The organism is Sinorhizobium chiapasense (assembly GCF_036488675.1).
In the GTDB taxonomy this organism is placed as follows: Bacteria; Pseudomonadota; Alphaproteobacteria; order Rhizobiales; family Rhizobiaceae; genus Sinorhizobium; species Sinorhizobium chiapasense.
In genome coordinates, this window is sequence record NZ_CP133152.1 from 707,677 (window position 1) to 727,964 (window position 20,288).

A 20,288-nucleotide genomic window follows, 5' to 3' on the forward strand; every position below is an offset into this window, starting at 1 on the left:
GCCTATTCCATCCTGAATTGGGGATCACGTTTTTCGAGGAAGGCATCGATGCCTTCCTGACCGTCAGCCGTCGAATAGAGCCGGAACAGCGTTTCCTGCTCCAGGCTCTTGGCCGTCTCGATGCCGGCGTCTGCACCCTCGCGCAGCAGCCGCTTCATCTCCGCCGCAGCAAGCGGCGCGATCTTCAGGCAGGCGCGCGCCCGGCGCAGGATCGCCTCGTCCATCCCCTCCGCGGGCACCACCTCGGCAGCAATTCCAAGTGCCAGCGCGCGCTCGGCCGCCATCCGCCAGCCCGCCAGCAGCAGATCGGAAGCAGCATACTTGCCGACGGCGCGCAGCAACCTTTGCGTGCCGCCGCCGCCGGGGCAGAGTCCCAGCCGCCCTTCGGGCAGGCCAAGCTGCGCGGTTTCGGAAAGGACCAGGATGTCGCAGCAGAGCGCGATCTCGAAGCCGCCGCCCAGCGCGAAACCGTCGACCGCGCAGATCACCGGCTTCGGAATGCGCTCGAGCCGGTCGAAGACGCGGCGGGAGTTGAGCTGGTAGGCGATGAATTCCGCCCGCTTGTGTCCCTGATATTCGGCGATGTCCGCCCCGGCGACGAAGGCCTTGCCGCCTGCACCGCGAAGCACGATGACCCGCACTTCGGGGTCGGCAGCGGCCTCCTCCAGCGCGGACTCGAATTCGCGCATGAGCGGCGTGGACAGCGCATTCAGCTTGTCGGGCCGGTTGAAGAGTATCTGCCGGACGCCGGGAATAAGGTTCGAGGGTTCGATCAGCGCCATGACCTATCCTTTCACCGCGCCGGCGGTAATCCCGGCGACGAAATAGCGTTGGAGGAAGAAGAAGACGGCCATGACCGGCAGCGAAACCATGACCGAGGAGGCCATGAGCTCGCCGTAACGGATGCCGTATTGGCCGATGAAGTCGTTGAGGCCGACCGGCAGGGTGCGCATCTCCTTCGTCGACGTGAAGGACAGCGCGAAGAGGAACTCCTGCCAGGTGACGATCAGCACATAGACCGATGTGGCGATCAGTCCGGGACGCGAGAGCGGCACGACGATGTCCCAGAACACCCGGAGCGGCGTCGCCCCGTCGATCGCGGCGGATTCCTCCAGTGCTGCCGGAAGCTTGAGCAGGAAGCCCCGCAGCATCCAGATCGCCACCGGCAGCGTGACCGAGACATAGGCGAGGATCAGGGACCAGTAGGTGTTCAGGAGATCCGCGCTTCGCATCATCTTGTAGATCGGGATGATGATCGCCGAATGGGGAAACATCTGCGCCAGCACCACCAGCCCGACCAGTGCCGAGATCGCGACGATCTGTGCCCGGGTGAAGCTGTAGGCGGCAAGCAGGCCAAGCGTCACCGTGATAGCCACAGTGGCGAGGGAAACCACCAGTGAATTCAGGAAATAGGTGCGGAATTCCGGCCGGAAGGCGGAGACGTAGTTTTCGACGGTGGGATGGTCCGGCCAGAGCCGCGCCGGGATGGCGAAGGGCTCCGTCGGCGGCTTCAGGCTGACCGAGACCATCCAGAAGAAGGGCAGCAAGACGATGATCGCCAGCAGCACTTGCATCAGCGTCAACACCACACGGGTCGATCTTTTCTGCTTCATGCCGCGGCCCTCCTGCGATTGGCCTGACCCTGAACAATCGCATAGAGCGCCACGAGCACGGTCAGCACGAGAATCGAGAAGACGCCGTAGGTCGCGGCCTCGCCGAAGCGGAACTGGCCGAAGCCGCTCTCGTAGATCTTGGTCGGGAAGATGTGGGTCGCCGATTGCGGGCCGCCCCGGGTCAGGACCCAGATGATGTCGAAATAGTTGAAGGTCAGGATCAGGGTCAGCACGACGTTGACGACGATGACGTCGCGGATCGCGGGCAGCGTGACATCGAGGAGCCGCCGGGCCGGACCGGCACCGTCAAGCGTCGCCGCCTCGATCTGGCTCTGATCGACGTTCTGCAAGGCCGCGAGATAGATCAGCATGGAGAAGGGAAACCCCTTCCAGACTGCGGCGATGATGACCGAGGCCATCGCCATGCGGCTGTCCGCGAGCCAGGCGACGCTGTTCTCGATGAGCCCCGTCTGCAACAGCAGCGAGTTCACGAGACCAAGCTGCGGATCGTACATGAAGCGCCAGAGGATCGCGGCTACCACGCCCGGAAGGATGAAAGGCAGGAGCACGATGGCGCGCAGCGCGCCCTGCATGGGCAGATTCTGGTTCAACAGAAGTGCAGTCAAGAAGCCGAGGATGTTCTGCAGCAGGACGACGCCGAAGGTCCAGACGATCGAATTCGTCACGACTTCCGTGAACGTGCGGTCTGCGAGGATACGGCGATAGAGCGCGAGTCCGGCGAACTTCGGGTCCGGGCTCAGAAAGCTGGTTTCGTGAAAGCTCTCATAGACCGTTCCGAACATCGGATAGTAGAGCATGACCGCCATCAGGATGAGGGCGGGGGCGAGAAGAAGCCAGTGGAGCCGGCGATCTTTGCGCATCGGGAAAACCTTGTCCTGATGCCGCACCCCGAATCCGAGGTGCGGCAGGCGGTTGGCATCAGTCGAGGGCGTTGATGGCGTCGCAGGCCTTCGCGGCAGTCGCGGCGGGATCGCCACCGGCGTAGATCTCCTGGAACATGGCGATCTGCGCATCGGCGAGCTCGAGGTAGCGCGGAGACAGCGGGCGTGCCTTGGCGTTCTCGAGATGCGCCATGATCACCTTGGGATCCTTGCGGTTCTTCTCGAGGAAGGCCGTGGCGGCTTTCTTGTTTGCGGGGATCAGGTCGACCACGTCGCCGTTCACGTCCTCACGCACCATGAACTGGATGAATTTCCACGCCGCGTCTTTGTTCGGCGAGGACTCGAAGATCGCGAGGTTCCAGCCGCCGAAGGTTCCGACGGGCGTCTTGCCCTCCGGCGCGGTTCCGTTCACGAAACCCCAGTCGAGCTTGCTTTTCTGAAGGGTCGGCTGTTCCAGCGCCGGCCAGAATTCGATCGCGAGCGAGCCGTTCAGGAACAGTTCGCGCATGTCACCGGAGGAGGCGTTGAGAATGCCGCCCGGCGCGAACTTCGATAGTTGCTGCAGATAGGTCAGCGCCTCGACGGCGGGCGCTTCGGTCAGGCCGCAACTGCCGTCGTCGTTCAGGATCTTGCCTCCGTTCGAGAAGATGAAGGAATCGCCGACGACGACTGTATCCTCGCCCTTGTGCCCGAACAGGCCGACACCGAACTTGCCGCTTGTGGTCAGCTTCTCGGCGGCAGCCTTCAGACCGTCAAAGGTGCTAAGGCTGGCCGGATCGATCTTCGCCGCGTCGAGCAGCGCCTTGTTGTAGTAGCTGAACTGCCAGACATCGACGTTGAAGGGGATGCCATAGAGCTTTCCGCCAAGCACCGCCGAATCCCAGGCTCCTCCGAAGAAGTTGTCGCGTGCTAGACCCGCGGCACCAGCCTGCTCGGTGAGGTCTGCGACGGCCCCCGCCTTGGCGAAGGCGCCGACCCAGATCTGGTCAAGCGTGGCGATGTCGGGCGCATTACCGCCCTGGACCGCCGTCAGCAATCGCTGCTGGTATTCGGGATAGGGAACGGTGGTCACCTCGATCTTGATGTCGGGATTTTCCTTCATGAACCGCTCGACGGCGGCTTTCTGCACGTCGGAAAGGCCGCTTTCAGTCTGCTGGTTGTCCCAGAATTGCAGGGTGACCTGCTGTGCCAGAACCGAGCTGGTGCCAAGCAGCATCGCTCCCATCGTGACGGCCGTTAATAATGATCGCTTCATGGTTCTCCTCCCTCGCGATTGAATTGTTTCAGGGTTGGTTTCGATAATTCCCGCCCGTGTCGAAGGCCGGTTCGGGAAGCACTTCGCCCGCGATCAGCACGTCGACGCCGACCGACCGGAAACGCTGGCGGTCCTCGGGCAAGGCGCCGTCGTCAGTCAGCACCGACCGGACCTGCGCGGCACCGGCGATGCGGTGGTTCGCATTCGAGCCGAGCGCCACGCTGTCCGCCAGAACGATGCTGACCTCCGCCGCGTCGATGAGCCGCTGGGCGGCAAGCGCCCGCCTTTCGTCGAGCGAAGAGAGGCCGAAGCCCGGCGTCGCGCCGTCGACCGCGATGAAGGCGACATGCGGGCGCACCCGCTCGAAGATCGCGCCGAGACTCGGCCCGACAAGGCAGCGGTCGGCTTTCTGGTATTCACCGCCCGTCAGGATCACCTTGATGGTGGGCGTATCCTCGAGCGCGTTGAGGACGTCGAAGGAATTGGTCACGACGGTAACGCCCTGCAGGCGCTCCGGCTTGTTTGCGGCAAGGCTTCTGAGCTCTTCGGCAAGGAAGAGGCTCGCCTGTCCTTCGTTGAGCGCGACCACCATGCCGGGCCGGACGAGCTGCGTCGCGCTCTGGGCGATCTCGCGGCGCAGGCGGGCGATCTCGGCCGAGATGCCGTGATGGGGCGGCGAGACCACGAGCGTCGCTCCATAATCCCCACAACGGGCCTGCATGGCGCTCGCCATGCTGCGGTACCAGTCATGGGCCGGGTAATGCGGCAGGAACCCGATCCGCCGTGAGCGCAGAAGCTTCGCATTGAACCCAAGCCGAATGCTGCTCAGTCGATCGAGGACCTCTTCCTTGAGGCGCCACCCGTCCGGACCGTCTTCGAAATAGTCGCCGAGGGTCCGGGGGGTGATGATCGCATGCGGCGTGACAGTGTCGGACAAGGGCTGTCCGAGGATTCCGAGTACGGCCATGTCGATACCGAGCCGGCCGACGACCTCGGGAAACAGCGCGCCGACCGCCTTGAGCGGACCGGAATCGGCAAGCTGCGCCATGAAGCCCGCGCTCTCGCCTCCCATCGAATACACGGCAACCTGCCTTTCGAGACGCTGGGCCGCCTCGATGCCTGCGATGGCCGCATGGTCGTTGACGGCGAAGACAAGGTTGATCGCCTCATCGGCGACGAAGGCGTCATGGGCGACGCGCAGGCCGATCCTGTAGCTGCCTTGGCCGTTGACCCGATGGATCGCCGCAGGCTTGCCGCCGGCCTGGGCGAGACCGGTCTCGAAGCCCGCCACGCGCTCACGCGTATTGGGAAGTTCGGCCACGCTGATCACCAGCATCGAGAACGGCTTGCCCTCGACCTGCCGCGCCGCCAATCGGCCGAGTTCGACGCCCGCAGCAAAGTTGTCCGGGCCGAGGTAGGCGCCGCCCGGCTGGGGAGCACTTTCCGCGATGAAGGGTATCCCGCGACGGATGATATCCCGCCGCAGCGCCTCGCTCCCCCTGCCCAAGATGGGCGGCAAGATGACCGCATTCAAGGAAGCGAGATCGGAAGCCAGCGGGCTGGCCTCTGCCCCCGGCAGTGGCCCCCTGGAGCGCACCAGCGACTCGTCTGGCAGGACGGCCCCGCCGTGGCGCCTGCGGATCGCGCCGAGTTCGTCCAGCTGCGCAAGGTCGCGTCTAAGCGTCACCGCCGCGACATCGGGCATGCAACGACGCAGTTCGTCCATACTCACGACGCCCTGCTTTCGGAGTATTGAGAGGATTCTTGCATGTCGCTGCTCTCTGATCATTCGATCTCCTTTTCAATTACGTTTTGCGCAGTTTCTGCGGTGCATCAACGGCCGATGGGTTCATAGGATATCGCGAAGTGGATCATTCGAAGTAAAATGATCAAAAACGATCACGTACTCTCCGGCCGCACAGGGTTCGGCCGTGGACCGGTCGTCGCGCGCTCTGCAGTGGGGCTGGTTGCGCAGCAGATCCCGTCTCGTTCCTGGGTCATCTGGGGGTTATTTCGGTCGCCGAAACCGATATCGAGCATCTCCCGAATAGTCGGCAGATGCAGAATCTCGGAGACCATGAGCGCTCGGAGTTGTCTTGTCGCAGAAGGAGTTGCATCGTCGCAAATGCAGTGCCGCCGCGCGGCAAGCGCCGAGCGTACACCCGGAGATGCCACCCATGTTCGACCTGATCATCCGCAACGCGAACCTTCCGGACGGCCGCCAGGGTGTCGATCTGGGCCTTGAGGGCGGCAAGATCACCACGATCGAGAAGTCCATCGCTGCAACTGGCGGTGACGTGATCGACGCGACCGGTCGACTGGTCAGCCCACCGTTCTGCGACCCGCATTTTCATATGGACGCGACGCTGTCGCTCGGCATGCCGCGAATGAATGTCTCCGGCACGTTGCTGGAGGGTATCGCGCTTTGGGGGGAATTGCGCCCACAGCTGACCAAGGAAGCGTTGGTCGAGCGGGCCTTGCGCTACTGCGATCTCGCCGTCAGCCAGGGCCTTCTTTACATCCGTAGCCATGTGGATACGTCCGATCCGCGTCTTGTGACGGTGGAAGCACTGCTGGAGGTCAAGGAAAAGGTCGCGCCCTATATTGATCTGCAACTCGTCGCCTTCCCGCAGGACGGTTATTACCGCGCCGCCGCCGGCGTCGCCTCGCTCGAGCGCGCGCTCGATATGGGCGTCGGCATCGTGGGCGGCATTCCGCATTTCGAACGGACGATGGAAGACGGCGCCCGCTCGGTCGAGGCGCTGTGTCGGGTCGCCGCCGACCGCCGCCTGCCGGTCGACATGCATTGCGACGAAACCGACGATCCGATGTCACGCCACATCGAAACGCTGGCGGCCCAGACGGTGCGCTTCGGCCTTAAGGGACGCGTTACCGGGTCGCATCTCACCTCGATGCACTCGATGGACAACTATTACGTTTCGAAACTCATCCCGCTTATGGCGGAGGCTGAGATCAACGTGATCCCGAATCCGCTGATCAACATCATGCTGCAGGGTCGTCACGACACCTATCCTAAGCGGCGCGGCATGACGCGGGTGCGGGAGTTGATGGCCGCCGGACTCAACGTCTCTTTCGGGCATGACTGCGTCATGGACCCTTGGTACTCGATGGGCTCGGGTGACATGCTGGAGGTCGCGCACATGGCAATTCACGTGGCGCAGATGGCCGGCATCGAGGACAAGCATAAGATCTTCGACGCGATTACCGTCAATTCGGCGAAGACGATGGGGCTCGAAGGTTACGGGCTCGAAATCGGCTGCAACGCAGATCTCGTCGTGCTGCAGGCGGCCGACGTCACCGAAGCGCTGAGGCTGAAACCGAACCGGCTGTTCGTCATCAAGTCAGGCAAGGTGATCGCAAGAACTGCGCCGCGCATCGGCGAGCTGTTCCTGAGCGGCCGTCCGGCGTCTATCGATATCGCGCGAGATTACCTGCCGCAAACGCCGCAGCGCTGAGCCTCCATGTGGCTCACACAGACCGGCCACGACAGTCATTCGCTCCGGATTTAAGGATCACGCAGTAGCACGCTTTGATCGGGACCTGACGCGACGTGCAGGTTGCCTGCATTTTATACCGTCGCGCGAACCTATGCGAAAGTATAGATAACACCTTCGTACAATAGATTTCTCTCCAGGTTTGATTGATCCTTGCCATAGCATCCAACTATCCAGATGCGCTCAGTGGAAAGGAAGTCGTGTCATGAAACATTTGTTTCTTACCACGCGGGTTCCGTCGAAGTTTCGCGAACTCGTCGCGTTTCTGTCCCTGGTCGCTGTGTTTTTCGTCGGTGCATGGGTGTTGTTCATAGCACCTAATGCCAAGGCGCATCCTGCGCTGCCAACCGCCGCGCAACCGCATGGGTGGTCCTATCCCCTGTCCTGTTGCTCCGGCTACGATTGCCGTGAAGTCGCATACAATGCCGTCGCAGAGCGGCGCGAGGGCTATGTTATCAAGCGTACGGGGGAAGTGATTACCTACACAGACAGCCGTATCAGGAACAGCCCCGACGGCCTGTTTCATTGGTGTTCGGCGGCAGGGGCGAACGATGGACGCACCGTCTGCCTATTTGTACCCCCGCATGGATACTGACGCTCACGACGGCTCGCCGAGCCGGGCTGCTGGCTCACCGATCATACCCACAACCCCTCGCCTTCTGCCAGTTGGCGGAGCGATCCTCGGCTGGGCTGGGGTGCAATCCTTCGACGGAACATTGACCCCAGTGATAGCCAGCCTCTGCATCTTCGGCGCCTGCGTGCTCGCCTGCTTTCTCGTCGCCGAGAAGGATCGCCTGTTTGGCGACGAGAGGGCGTAGACTGCGCCTGCAGTGGACGGCTGACCCAACTTTCCAATTCGTTAACCAAATTTGCTCATTGTCCGCGGCTGGAACCAACGAATCTCGGAGCACATGATGAGCTACGATTGGAGCGGCGAGCGGACACGCCGAACGAGGATGCTGAGGATAAGTCGATGGGTCCTGATAGCCGCGACGATCATTGCCGTGGTGGCGACCCTGTCCGTCTAGCAGCGGGTCAGGCCATTCGAACTTCGGCCGATGCATTGGCGAGGGCCGATGCGAGCGAGCTTAAAGCATCAAACCAACCGCCAACGAGGGATTTCTTCAGATATTGCGGGCCAAGCGACGCACGAGACCTCGCCGCCCGCGTTCCATCACGACTGCATGGTTCCAACTGAAGACAGGCTTCAGCACAAATGAAAGTCTGATCATCCAAGGTTTCGTGATCGTGACGATCCAGTCATAGCGGACATTGCATTTCAAACCCTCGGGTTGCAGCGTCCATCGGCCAATACCCTCAAGCTCGCCGTAAGCTCTCCCCTCGATAATGGACAACGGCACGATCCTGATCGTTTCGATTTCGAAGGCCAAATCATAAGGCAATGCAGTCGACCATTTCATCCGATGGACGGCGCCGATGCCGTCCTCGTCGCCTTCGCGCAGAAGCGTGACCTGCTTTACCGAGGGCCACCAGTCCGGCCAGGTTTCGGGCGCGTTCAGTACCTGCCAGACATCCTCGACCGAGGCGTCGATGGTCCATTTCGTGACAAGGTGAAACTCGGTCGACGGCATTCAGGATCCCTTCCGGCAGGCGAGCGAGGCGAGCTTCATTCTGACTTCATTGGCTCGCTTGATCCAGCTTGATGGGCTCAGTTTTTGGCTATCCAAGCTTCGACTGCCTTCGCCTGTTTGCGCGGGCACAAAGACGAGATGCCATCTTCTTCGACAAAATGACGGGCGTATTTAATTGCTGGATCATCGGGCCGGCTTCAGCCCCGGCGTCGCCGGCTCGAAAGATCCCAACGCCAATAGGATCAAGGAACACATCATGACCGGAGTAAGCCTCGACAAGACAGTCGCAACCATTGCTGCGGAGTTGCCGGGGGCCGCGGAACTCTTCCGCCGCCATGACATCAGCTTCTGTTGCGGCGGCAACGTGCGGCTCTCCGAAGCTGCCGTTAAGGCAGGTCTTGCACCGTCGGCATTGCTTTGCGAACTGGAGGCACTGGTGGAGGCGGCAAGTCGGGACGCACCTGAAGAAACCTCTGATCTCATCGCGCATATCCTTGCCAGATATCACGAAACGCACCGCTCGGAACTCGCCTGGCTCATTCCGCTCGCTGCGAAGGTGGAGCGGGTTCATGCCGACCATCCGTCGGCGCCGATCGGACTTTCACGGGCATTGGAGCGCCTGCGCGACGAACTTCAGAGCCATATGGTGAAGGAGGAACTGGTTCTTTTCCCGATGATGCGCTCCGGCGGCAGCGAGACTATCGTCCACCCGATCGGGCAGATGCGGCATGAGCATGAAGAGGAAGCTGAGCACCTCCGGACGATCGAGCATGTGACCCATGGGCTTTCGCTACCAGCAGGAGCCTGCGGCTCGTGGACCGCGCTCTATACGGGACTGCGCAAGTTCACCGACGACCTCGTGGCTCATATGCATCTCGAAAACGCCGTGCTGTTCCCGCGTTTCGAGCCGGCATGACCGGCACCGGATGACGGATCCCGCACCGAAGATTTGGATGTCCATCTGGCGGGCGCCTCACCGGCCCTTGTTTCTTCTGGCGGGCCTCTGGGCGTTGGTCGCGCCCGCAGTCTGGCTGCTCCCGGAGGGAATAGGTCCGGAGCCGGTCGCCTGGCACCGCCATGAACTTCTCTTCGGTATGACCAGCGCCGCGGCGGGAGGCTATCTTCTGACAGCCTTGCCTGCCTGGACGAAAGGCGGCCCCGTCCCGCCACCCGTCACAATCATCGTCACCTGCCTCTGGTGTGCCGCCCGCCTGACCGCTGCATTTTCAGACCAGCTGCCGTTCGTCCTCGCGGCTATCGGGGTATCCGCCTATTTCGCATGCCTGGCGGTGATCCTGGCGCATGGCGTGGTGTCCTCCGGGGCCTGGCATCGGCTCTGGGCTCCGATCGGCATGGCCGTGCTCGGTGCCAACGCCCTGTCCCTTCTCGCTGGAGGCGTGGACATCACGATCACGCCGCTCTTGTACATGGTCTTGATCATTCTGATCGGCGGGCGCGCCGTACCTGCCTTTACCCGTCGATGGCTCGACGGGACGGGTGTCGGACGCCTTCGCGATCAGCCCGCGCTTTCGTACCTGGCGATAGTCGGCGTACTTGCCACGGTCTCGATCGACGCTTTCCGTCAGCATCCGGCAGCAGGTTGTGTGCTGATATTTTCGGGCGCTCTGTTGCTCGCGCAAATGAGGGGGTGGCAAAGCGTGAGGACCTACCGCTATCCGGCCTTGTTCATGTTGCACCTTGCGTTTGCCTGGACACCCGCGGGTCTCGTTCTGAACGGTCTTGCGGTTGTCTTTCCCGACCGGATCCCGCCTGCCGCCGCTCTGCATGCGCTGACGATGGGCGCAATGGGAACGATGATGGCCGCGATTATGATGCGCTCGGCCATGAGACGAGATGGCGAGGCTCTCGTCGCCAATGGTATTATGGCATGTGCTTTCGGCCTCGTGTCGCTTTCAGCGCTGCTGCGCGTCCTTGGCGGATTACCGGGCGAAGCGCACTTCGATAAGGTGGTTGCGGCTACGATCTGCTGGATGGCGGCTTGGACGCTCTTCCTGGTCGCCTACATACCGGCTTTGATCGGTCCTGTTCCGAGACCAGTGTTCAGCGCAGCAATCAGCAACCGCCTCGAGGCATCGATCGCAGGCGTTGATCGGGCCGATGCGCGCACGATTTTGTCACGCCGATCAGAAACGACGGCAACAATCAATAGGAACGACTGAACCGCAGTGGAACGCCAATGTACATCGAACGCAATCAAACCGGGGACTTCATACTGGAATCCGACGAACTCGCAGGTCGGTTCGGATTGTCGGGCGAGGAGTTCCGCCAACACGTGAGAAGAGGTTCGGTGATGAGCATGGTCGAGCGTGGCGAGGCCGAGGATGCCGGCACATGCCGCCTCAGCGTGAAGCTCGGAAACCGGGTGTGGCGCGCCATCCTGGACGGCCAGGGTTGTGTCGCGAGCGAAGAAATGACAATTCTTCGCGGACGCGTGCGGCCGCGCTCCTCGGTGTGATGACCACGCCGATTTAATACAGGACCGCACTCTCCCCGTGTCGCCGAATCGGGCAAGCCTATCCGAGGCGGCCGCGTTCACCCGAGGTGGAGACGAGGTCGACGGCAAGATCAGGGTGTCCCTCGCGGACCCGTTGGATGTCGGACGCGTCCATCAGGCTGAATGCGGTTGAGAAGGCATCCGCCTCCGTCGCCGTCGGGGCTATGACACTGACCCTTTTGAAGAGTCTTGGCACCTCCCCGCTATGCGGATCGACGATGTGGCCGAAGCGGCCCGAACCGCCGAAAACAAAGCCGTCCTGGCTCGATGTGGCAACGGCCTTGTTGACGATGCCCAGAATGCTGTCCGGTGCCGGTGCGTCTTCTGTCGACGCAAGACCGACGCGCCATGGGCTGCCGTCGCTCTGCGCCCCAATTGCCCGTATTTCCCCCATGCTGACGAGACTGTTTGCGACACCTGCGTCCCTGAGCAATCCGACGACGCGGTCGGTTATGTAGCCTTGAGCGATGCCGTTAAGCGTCAGCGCCATTCCCGGCCGAGTAAACACCACGCGGTCGCGCCCGAGCCTGACCTTGTCGAAACCGACCCGCGCCAACGCCTGCCCCTTCGCGTCGACGGACGGGCCCGCGGGATCGGCGCCCTCGACGGAGAAATGCCGTGCGTAAAGCGCCCACAGCGGCTGGACGGTGGGGTCGAAGGCGCCGTTCGTCGCCTCCCAGTATTCGCGGCACGCCTCAAGCAGGCGCACCAGATCCGAAGGCGGGGTGGCAATTGCTCCCGCCCGGTTCAGTTCCGAAAGGACTGAGTCGCTCCGGTAGAGGCTGAACACGTTCTCGAGCCGCGAAATTTCCGCGACAACGCGGTCAATCAGGCGTGCCGCTTGTGCCTCGTCGTCGAGGTGCAGGACCAGTGTCGCCGGCGCTCCCAGGGCCTGTCCTTTCCAGGTGACCGCGGGCGCAGCGGCCTTGGCACGTATGCTTGGCCCCAGCAGTGGAAGTCCGGCAGCAGCGGCCATGATGCAGATGGCCCGGCGGCGCGTAATCCGATTACCCATGAGTTTGCCCCTTGCCGTGCCCATCGAGTTCTAGGCCCACGTCCTGATCGGAGGCATCGGTCCCCAGCACGTAGTCCTTGGGAATTTCGGAAAATCCTGTCACCTGCCCGCCATTCTTCGCGGCGAAATCGCGCGCGGCGCCTTCGGTGAGGAACGGTACCGCTTCCTCCGCGCCCATGCCGCTCTTCACGCGGCTGCCGATAACGTAGAATGCCTTCCTCGCGTCGATCCAGTTCTCCGAGCCAGGATCCTCCCAGCGCTTGGCAGCCCCCATGTCAGAGACATAGATGGCGGCGATGTCCTTCGGCTCCTCCGGCAGCATGGTGAACGCCACGGTGTCGCGCGCCGAGGAGAACCAGATCGGCTCAGGAATGTCCCGGAGGATGACCTGTCCCTTCGGCCCCGGATGTTCGAGGACATTCATGCCGCAATAGCGCCCCATGGCATCGGACGTAAGTGCGTAGGGAGCGGGCGTTTTCGCTTCCTCCTTTTCGCAACCGCCAAGGAGAAGCATTGCGGTCAGCATTGCTGCAGTGAGCGCCAGCCTCATAATTCCCTCCTTGAGAAGATCACTGTGGCGAAACCGAGCGGAGCAAGCGACCAGAGCCCGAGGGCGGTAAGGAGAACCGGCGAGGAAAGGCCCGTATACTCCGCGACGCCGCCCATGGCCGAAAGCGTGCTCGCACCGCCGGAACCAAGATTGAGCAGGCGATAGACATCGGTGGGATTGGCGAGCAGGAACGCGTTGAGAACGCCCGCCGGGATTGTCTGCCCCTGAGCGGCAACCAGGCCGCCAAGCAGCGCCATGTCATAGATCAGCACGAAGAACAGCCAGATCCCGATGGCGATGCCACCGGCCGTGCTCCGCTCGCTCGCCAAAGCACTCGTCAGGTAGCCGATTGCGGCGAACACCGCGCCCAAAAGGATCGACGATGCGATCATCGATGCGAAGGCGCGCCAGCTTTCCGCGCCTATCTGGCTTCCTGTCGCCATCAGCGCAATGGCGGCCACGCCGTAGCCGAACAGCGTCGCGAAGGCGAGTATCGCCAGGTGCCCGAGGAACTTGCCGAAGACGATCTCGCGGCGTCCGATCGGATAGCTCAGAAGAAGCAGCATCGTCCCTCGCTCCATCTCGCCGACAATGGCGTCATGGGAAAGGAGGAGCGCAATCAGGGGTACGAGAAAGATCGTGAGGCTTGAAAGGCTGACGATGACGACATCGAGCTTGTTGACTCCAACCGTGCCGGTCGGCGCGCTTCCGAGAAACGTCAACGTCAAGGCAAGTGCCGCCATCAGCAGCGTCGTCGCGAGAACCCAACGGTTGCGGGTGCCTTCCTGGATCTCCTTCCCGGCGATCGTCAGAACGTTTCTCATTTCGTCACCTGGGCTTTGAGAAAATGGGCGTAGAGGTCATCGAGCGTCGGCTCCGTGATCGTCAAACCGGAGATCAGCGCCGCATCCGCGGTGATCTGGTGCAGCAAGCGGACTTTCCGATCCGGCAAGATGTCCGCGTCAAGGACACCGTCCGCGCCGCGCCGCCAATTCATGCCGCCGTTCGCCCATTGAGGTGCTGCGTCGATCTCAGAAAGTTTGACGGTGATGCGTGTCGGCAGTTGAGCGATGCGACGCAAGTCTTCAAGCGTGCCGTCCGCAATCGCCACGCCGTTGTTGATGATGATGACGCGGTCCGTGCGCCCCTCGAGTTCCGTCAGCGCATGCGACGAAAGCAAGACCGTGGTGCCCTTCCCTCGCAGCTCCGTAATCAGATCGTAGAAATTTCGCCGCAACGCAGGGTCGAGGCCGCTGGTCGGTTCGTCGAGCAGCAGAATCCGTGGCGCCCCGAGCAAAGCTTGAGCGAGCCCGAGGCGTTGACGCATGCCCTTCGAATAGGTTCGAACGGGCCGATCGACGGCTTCGGCTGCGAGCCCCACGCGCTGGAAGAGTTGCTCTGCAGCGGTGGCGTCGACACGCTTCAGTCGCGCGTAGAAGCGCAAGGTCTCCCGTCCCGACAGGGCCATATTGAACGACACGCTTTCCGGCAGGTAGCCGAGACGCTGACGCACCGCGACGTCGCCAGTGGCAGGATCCTCGCCGAGGACGCGCACTGCGCCTGTCGTGGGGCGGATCAAGCCGAGCATCAGCTTGATGAGCGTCGTCTTGCCGGCGCCGTTGTGCCCGACCAGCGCGACCGTCTCTCCCGCGCGGAGCGTGAAGGATACGTCTTTGACCACGGTCGACTTCCCATAGCGCTTGGCTATGCCCGCAACCTGGACGGTTTCATTCATTGTTGTGCTTCCTTGCGTTCGGGCGGCAGCATCAGCGGATGGCTGTCGACGACACCTCCGGGCAGAAGCGCCGGAAACTGCGCCTGGGCCCAGCGGATGACCTGAACGGCGGGGCTGCTCGTCAGAAGTTTGGCCTGGGGCGAAGTCCAAAGCACCCGGTCGATGAGATCGTTGGGCCTATAGGAACTGTCCCCGACCCCGTCGCCGTTGAGATCGAACGCCGGATTGTCGCTCCAGTAGTTGCCCCTGCCGTCCGAAGACCAATCGAGGTGGCGCGTTCCCACGTATTTGACCTGGTTGCGGTTGTTTATGAACGCGTTGCAGCTGATGCTGTTGCCTTCCGATCCTGCGGTGAAGTGAATGCCGATCGCGCACCCCTCGAACACGTTGTCCCGGAAGCTATTTTTGTTGGCGTTGTAGATGAAGACGCATTTTTCCGGTCCGAGACGGCGATCCCCGTCGGCAACCGCGCTCCCCTCCTCTGTCTTGGGCATGCCGTGCTCGTTGGGGCGGGTTCCTGCCGTCAACCAGCGCTCGGTGGGTTGCAGGCGGCCGACGACGACGTTGCCGGTGATCTCGGAACCGTTCGCGTAGTTCAGCAGAAGACCGTGGTCACGGTCGCCGTCTGAGCGATTGCCTTTTATTTTCAGGCGATTGGAAAACATGATCGCATAGCCGACGGCATTGCCCGTCGACACGTTGTTGCTGATCTCGCTATCGTTTGTGTACATGTAGTGAATTCCGAAACGCAGGTCGCGGAAGCGATTGCCGCTGAAGACATTCCGCTTGCTCGCGTTGGTCGCAATTCCGTCGCGTCCGAAGCTGATATCGTTGTCGAGAACCATCGAGCCGGGCGCATTCCATACGGTGACGCCATTCCCGGATTCGCTCAGGCGGCCTTGCATCAGGCCGGCTATCCGGTTTCCTCTGACGATGCTTTCTGGCGCTCCGTGAAGATAGACGCCAAAGAGATTGCCTGTGATCGTGTTGTCCTCGATCACGGCGCGCTTGGCGGTTTTTGCCGCAAAGACTCCCGAATCGAGTTTCGCGAGATCAGTGCCGGAACCGCTCACCTGGAGGCGGCGAACCGTCACTCCCTCCGCGGTGATCGTGATAACGCTGCCCTTGCCATTTCCGACGACAGATACCTGCCCCTGCCCCACCAGCGACAAGGCCTTGTCGATCGTGATCGGCCCCTTATACTCCCCCGCCTGCAACGTGATGACGTCGCCGGGCGTCGCCGCGTCGATCACCGCCTGCAGCAGCCTTCCTTCGTCCGGTGCGACGAGGCGGCTTTCCGCTCGCGCGAGCGCCGGTAAGGCGGCCACAATGGCCGCCGTCCCGATTTGCGCTGTCAGGGCTCGCAAGTTCATCATGCTGCCGTAGGTTCGACGAACATGCGTCCCTTCATTTCCATATGCATGGCGTGGCAGAACCACGAGCAATAATACCAGTAAACGCCTGGCTTGCTGGCCTTGAAGGTGACGGAAGCGGTCGCCTGTGGAGCCACTTCCATGTTGACGCCGTAGTTGACGATCGAGAAGCCGTGGGTCAGGTCTTCGACCTCGTCGATATTGGTCACATAAACGGTGACCTCGTCGCCCTGTTTCACGGTGAAGCTTTCCAGGCCGAAGGCCGGAGCGGAGGACGTCATGTAGACGCGCACCTTATCGCCGTCGCGGACGACTTCCGAATCGACCATCAGATCGATGTTGTCGGCCTTTGCCTGGGCAACCGCGTCCGCGAAGAAGGGATCCTCGCGGTTCCAGACGTGCACGGGGTTGATCTTCGAGGCATGGACGATGGTCGCATCATGCGGTTCGGCAAAGGTCGGGTTGTCGTGGACGATGACCATTTCGTCACCGGAAATGTCGATCAACTGATCGTTTTCCGGCTTCAGCGGGCCGACGTTCAGATAGCGGTCCTTGGAGAACTTATTGAGCGAAATAAGCCATTTGCCGTCGGCTTCCTTGGTCTGCCCCATGGACGTATGGTTGTGGCCGGGCTGATAGTGGACATCGAGCTTGTGGCGGATCGGATCGACCTTTTCGCCCTTGTAGGCGCGCTTGGCATCCTCGATGTTCCATTTGCAGACTTGGCTGTCGATGAACAGCGTCGTGTAGGCGTTGCCCTTGCCGTCATAAGCGGTGTGCAATGGGCCAAGGCCGAGTTCAGGTTCGGCAACGACCGTGTCGCGCGGCTTGATCTTGTCCTCGAAGAGATCGTCGAACTTGCGGACGTCGAAGACGGTCACGGTCGGAGACAGCTTGCCGTTCGCAACGACATGGATCCCGTCGGGTGCCGTGTTGATGCCGTGCGGACTGTTCGAAACCGGGATATAGCGCGTGTAGGGCGAGCCCTTGCGGCCGTCGAGCACCGGCACACCGCCGATTTCCTTGTAATCGCCCTTGGCAACCGCTTCCTCGATGCGCTTCAGGTTGAACACGACGACCCAGTCCTGCTCGCTGGCCATCATCTCCGCAAGGTTCACGCCCTCTTCGGAGTTGTAGCAGGTCGCAAAGCAATACTTGCCCTGGTAGTCGGCATCGACGTTGTCGAGGTTGCCGTCGACCATGAGCTGCCAAGCCACTTTCATGGTTTCGCCGTCGACCGCGGTGAAGATGGCGCTGTACTGCTTATGGTCGTCCAGAATCTTGCCATCGTTCGGGATCGGCACGCGATCCTCGCCGTTGCAGAAGACGTATCCGGTTTTCGGGTACTTCTGAACCCGCATGCCGTGAACCGTGTGCTGGTTGGGAAGCTGGATGATCTTGTCGCACTTCATCACGTCGAGCCGGATGCGGCAGATGCGCGTATTCGCCTTGTCGTTGGCGAAGAGATAGCGCCCGTCATAGGTGCCGTCGGTAAACGAAGGATGCGGGTGGTGGAGATCGCCGTTGAGATAGAGACCGCCCCGCTCCTTCAGGAATTCGACGGACTCGGGAAGCAGACCTTCGGTCAGGATCTTCCGGCTTTCATTCGTCTGGCCCCAGCCCGTGGCGCTGCACCGGTTGAAGACGGGGATCCGCATCATCTCGCGCATGGAAGGTGCGCCGACGACGCGGACTTCGCCGGTCTGGCCCGATGAGAAGAAGACGTAGTATTCGTCGAGTTCGCCGGGCTTCACCTCGTAGCTGGAGCCGGATGTTTCCTGCGCCTTTGCCGGTGTTGCCGTGCCGCCCGAGAGCGTCAGCGCGCTGCCGGCACCCATTGCGCCGGCCGCCGCCACGAACGCGGACGTGCCCAGCATTTGTCGTCTGTTCAGACGCATTTTGGTTTCTTCGTTTGACATTATGCCTCTCCTTGGATGTTGGCGTCAGACGGGATTTCCGGTGTCTTCTGAGGTCTCGTGATCGGGACACCCTTGTGGGTCACGGCGGTTTTCGGTGGAGCCTCCCCCCGTGAAGCCGGGGTGGAAAGCGCCATGAACTTTTCGCGTTTCAGCCGCACCTGGATCATGTGCGGACAGCGCTGATCGTCGTGGTAAAGCTCCTGGCAGTGCATGCAGTAGATGCACTCGTTGACATTGATGCCCCCCTCCGGGTGGATCGACTGGACGGGGCATTCCTTCGCGCATCGCTGGCAGGGCGAGCCGCACTCCGGCCACCGCTTCAGCCATTCGAACATCCGGATTCGCCCAGGTATGGCGAGAGCGGCGCCGAGCGGGCAAAGGTAGCGGCAATAGAACCGTTCGACGAACAGGCCGGCGGCGAGCACCGTGAATGCAAAGATGACGAAGGGCCATTCGCGCGCGAATTTCAGAATGATGGCCGTCTTGAACGGTTCCACTTCCGAGAAGACTTCGGCAAGCGCCAGCGAATAGAGTGACAGCCCGAACAGGCCGAGGAAGATGATGTACTTGATCGGCCAAAGACGTTCATGCAGTCCCCAGGGCAAGCGGACCTGCGGCACTTTCAGCCACTGTGCAATATTGTTGGTCAATTCCTGCAAGGCGCCGAACGGGCACAACCATCCGCAGAAGGGACCACGCCCCCAGAACAGTAACGCTGCGGCAACGCTTGCCCACAGGAGAAAGACCAAGGGGGCGGAGAGAAAGAACTCCCAATGGAAGCCGGTGACGAGAGAGTTGAAGAATGTCAGGACGTTGACGACGGAGAGCTGGGCATTGGCGTACCAGCCAAGCCAGACGAGCGTGAAGGTGAGATAGCCACGCCTCACCCACCCGAACAGCACCGGTCGTTTCACGAGCCAGTCCTGGAAGAAGAAGATGAGGGTGAGGACAAGCACAGCTGCGATGGCAATCGCCACCGATGTGCGGTTCATGGCCCACATCTTCATCCAAAGAGGTTCGCTGACGGCAAGCGGTTCGCCAGGCGCGGCCTGCTCGGCGGCACCCGGTTCGACAGGCGGGGGCGGTGCCGGTGCAACTTCGATCTCCACATAGGGGTCGGGCAGCGTGTAGCTGAGATTATAGGAAAGAACCGCCTTGTCGCGCCCCACCGAACTGCGCTGAACCAGCAACTGCAGTTCCCAGGGGGCCGTCACGTCGAAGCCGAACTCGGCCGGAACCACGAAAAGCGCGATTTCGCGAAGATGCGGAGCGCCGGCGGCTGCAAGTGCCGGCAGGCGCGTGTGATAGCGGTCGCGGAACCGCAACCCCTGGCCATCCTGCAGAAGCTCGATCCGGTCGAAGATCCCCCCTCGAACGTAACCTGAACCCTTGAACGAATAGGCGCCATCACCCGCCACGACGATCGCTTCTTCACCGGGCTTTAGTTTGGCGCGCATCTGTTCATAGCGTGCTTCGCCCAGCAGCGACCGTCCAATGCTCGGGACGCTGACCGGCGCGATGTAAAGATCGATGAACCTGTCGCCAGGCCTGCGCGTCTCCGGGTGCTCGGCTGCGCTTGACTGCCCCGCCTGCCGGAATGCGTCGGAGACCTCTCCGACCGTCAGCCGGAGGCTCCGCACCGAGCCGTCGCCCAGGAGGGCCTGCCAATTACTCACGTCGGCTTTGGCAACGTCCACCCGGCGGATCTCGGAGGAAGGCCTGGCGGCGGCGACATCCGCGCCGAGCCGGTTGCTGCGGATGAGCTTGAGAGCGGAGCGGACGATGCTGTCGCCCATGACAAGGACGGTTACGGTCGCGCCGCTGACAATGTCGACCTGCGGCGGCCGTTCGGCACCCGCCGAGACGCGCCCCAGATCTTTGCCGATCAATGAATTGACCGATGCGACAACCTTGGCCTCCGGAATACCGATGAGGACGATCGGCTCCTTGTGATCGACCAGCTTCAGCCCGCGTACGATGCCCTTGGAATCAATACCGACGACGATACGGATGGGCTTGCCGGAATAGCCGACCGAACTGGTAACGTCGGAGTTGAGAAAGGCGTATCCCAGCAACTCCCCGCCGCGGAAAATCGGCGCAATCGGCGGGTCGCCCGTCGGTTCGCCGAAACGGGTGGCGCCCGGGAAAATCTCCCCGGGCTGCACCTTCTGCAGCTTCTCGGACAGTTGGCCGGCGGCCATGCTTTGAAAGGCCACGAACAGGGCGATGCAGAGAACGGTGAGAGCGCGGACAAGGCTTTGCAAAGGCATCTGATTGATCGCTGTCTGGCACATCGAATTTGCT

At 61.9% G+C, this 20,288-nt stretch carries 19 protein-coding genes; 6 read left to right on the forward strand and 13 right to left on the reverse strand.

What is annotated here, in order from left to right; genetic code table 11:
- Positions 1-2: 2 nt before the first annotated feature.
- From RB548_RS27985 to RB548_RS28005, 5 genes are read right to left on the reverse strand one after another with little or no spacing between them, the layout of a single operon-like run.
- Positions 3-782, reverse strand: a complete 780-nt coding sequence (locus RB548_RS27985) for an enoyl-CoA hydratase/isomerase family protein (RefSeq protein ID WP_331377008.1) — start codon at positions 780-782, stop codon at positions 3-5.
- Between the two features lie 3 nt (positions 783-785).
- On the reverse strand, positions 786-1,613 hold the full coding sequence (locus tag RB548_RS27990) for a carbohydrate ABC transporter permease (protein WP_331377009.1): 828 nt from the start codon (positions 1,611-1,613) through the stop codon (positions 786-788).
- Entirely contained in the window at positions 1,610-2,494 is an 885-nt protein-coding gene (locus RB548_RS27995) for a carbohydrate ABC transporter permease (protein WP_331377010.1), read from the reverse strand. The genes RB548_RS27990 and RB548_RS27995 overlap by 4 nt, the downstream gene beginning before the upstream one ends.
- Before the next feature lie 58 nt (positions 2,495-2,552).
- Complete coding sequence (locus tag RB548_RS28000) at positions 2,553-3,770, reverse strand: ABC transporter substrate-binding protein (protein WP_331377011.1); 1,218 nt, start codon at positions 3,768-3,770, stop codon at positions 2,553-2,555.
- A gap of 28 nt (positions 3,771-3,798) precedes the next feature.
- Positions 3,799-5,496, reverse strand: coding sequence for a substrate-binding domain-containing protein (locus RB548_RS28005; protein WP_408642499.1), 1,698 nt, complete (start codon positions 5,494-5,496; stop codon positions 3,799-3,801).
- 451 nt (positions 5,497-5,947) lie between these two features.
- Here RB548_RS28005 and RB548_RS28010 point away from each other — a divergent pair, with 451 nt between their 5' ends.
- From RB548_RS28010 to RB548_RS28020, 3 genes are all read left to right on the forward strand, one after another.
- Entirely contained in the window at positions 5,948-7,246 is a 1,299-nt protein-coding gene (locus RB548_RS28010; RefSeq protein ID WP_331377013.1) for an amidohydrolase family protein, read from the forward strand.
- 244 nt (positions 7,247-7,490) lie between these two features.
- Positions 7,491-7,880 carry a hypothetical protein gene (locus RB548_RS28015; RefSeq protein ID WP_331377014.1) on the forward strand — a complete coding sequence of 130 codons (390 nt, stop codon included), beginning with the start codon at positions 7,491-7,493 and terminating at the stop codon, positions 7,878-7,880.
- Positions 7,870-8,103 carry a hypothetical protein gene (locus RB548_RS28020; RefSeq protein WP_331377015.1) on the forward strand — a complete coding sequence of 78 codons (234 nt, stop codon included), beginning with the start codon at positions 7,870-7,872 and terminating at the stop codon, positions 8,101-8,103. The genes RB548_RS28015 and RB548_RS28020 overlap by 11 nt, the downstream gene beginning before the upstream one ends.
- A 306-nt stretch (positions 8,104-8,409) precedes the next feature.
- On the opposite strand, the gene RB548_RS28025 is transcribed toward RB548_RS28020, so the two are convergent.
- Positions 8,410-8,877 carry an SRPBCC family protein gene (locus tag RB548_RS28025; RefSeq protein WP_331377016.1) on the reverse strand — a complete coding sequence of 156 codons (468 nt, stop codon included), beginning with the start codon at positions 8,875-8,877 and terminating at the stop codon, positions 8,410-8,412.
- Positions 8,878-9,133: 256 nt separating this feature from the next.
- On the opposite strand from RB548_RS28025, the gene ric reads away from it, so the two are divergent.
- Genes ric through RB548_RS28040 form a run of 3 tightly spaced genes read left to right on the forward strand, consistent with a single transcriptional unit; the run spans position 9,134 to position 11,353 of the window.
- Positions 9,134-9,793: an iron-sulfur cluster repair di-iron protein gene (gene ric / locus RB548_RS28030; RefSeq protein ID WP_331377017.1), complete on the forward strand. Its 660-nt coding sequence runs from the start codon at positions 9,134-9,136 to the stop codon at positions 9,791-9,793.
- Positions 9,794-9,830: 37 nt separating this feature from the next.
- Complete coding sequence (locus RB548_RS28035) at positions 9,831-11,057, forward strand: NnrS family protein (RefSeq protein WP_331377018.1); 1,227 nt, start codon at positions 9,831-9,833, stop codon at positions 11,055-11,057.
- Between the two features lie 17 nt (positions 11,058-11,074).
- Positions 11,075-11,353: a DUF6522 family protein gene (locus RB548_RS28040; protein ID WP_331377019.1), complete on the forward strand. Its 279-nt coding sequence runs from the start codon at positions 11,075-11,077 to the stop codon at positions 11,351-11,353.
- A gap of 58 nt (positions 11,354-11,411) precedes the next feature.
- Here the strand turns inward: RB548_RS28040 and RB548_RS28045 are convergent, their stop codons facing one another.
- Genes RB548_RS28045 through RB548_RS28075 form a run of 7 tightly spaced genes read right to left on the reverse strand, consistent with a single transcriptional unit; the run spans position 11,412 to position 20,278 of the window.
- Positions 11,412-12,407: an FAD:protein FMN transferase gene (locus RB548_RS28045; RefSeq protein WP_331377020.1), complete on the reverse strand. Its 996-nt coding sequence runs from the start codon at positions 12,405-12,407 to the stop codon at positions 11,412-11,414.
- Positions 12,400-12,957, reverse strand: coding sequence for a nitrous oxide reductase accessory protein NosL (locus RB548_RS28050; RefSeq protein WP_331377021.1), 558 nt, complete (start codon positions 12,955-12,957; stop codon positions 12,400-12,402). The genes RB548_RS28045 and RB548_RS28050 overlap by 8 nt, the downstream gene beginning before the upstream one ends.
- A complete protein-coding gene (locus RB548_RS28055; protein WP_331377022.1) occupies positions 12,954-13,781 on the reverse strand; it encodes an ABC transporter permease in 828 nt (275 codons plus the stop codon). Before RB548_RS28055 ends, RB548_RS28050 begins: the two co-directional genes overlap by 4 nt.
- Positions 13,778-14,692 (reverse strand): ABC transporter ATP-binding protein, encoded by a 915-nt coding sequence (locus tag RB548_RS28060; RefSeq protein ID WP_331377023.1) that lies wholly within the window; start codon positions 14,690-14,692, stop codon positions 13,778-13,780. Before RB548_RS28060 ends, RB548_RS28055 begins: the two co-directional genes overlap by 4 nt.
- Positions 14,689-16,065, reverse strand: coding sequence for a nitrous oxide reductase family maturation protein NosD (locus RB548_RS28065; RefSeq protein WP_408642487.1), 1,377 nt, complete (start codon positions 16,063-16,065; stop codon positions 14,689-14,691). Before RB548_RS28065 ends, RB548_RS28060 begins: the two co-directional genes overlap by 4 nt.
- Entirely contained in the window at positions 16,065-17,984 is a 1,920-nt protein-coding gene (gene nosZ, locus RB548_RS28070) for a TAT-dependent nitrous-oxide reductase (RefSeq protein ID WP_331377025.1), read from the reverse strand. The genes RB548_RS28065 and nosZ overlap by 1 nt, the downstream gene beginning before the upstream one ends.
- Positions 17,984-20,278 (reverse strand): regulatory protein NosR, encoded by a 2,295-nt coding sequence (locus RB548_RS28075; protein WP_331377026.1) that lies wholly within the window; start codon positions 20,276-20,278, stop codon positions 17,984-17,986. The genes nosZ and RB548_RS28075 overlap by 1 nt, the downstream gene beginning before the upstream one ends.
- Between the last annotated feature and the right edge of the window lie 10 nt (positions 20,279-20,288).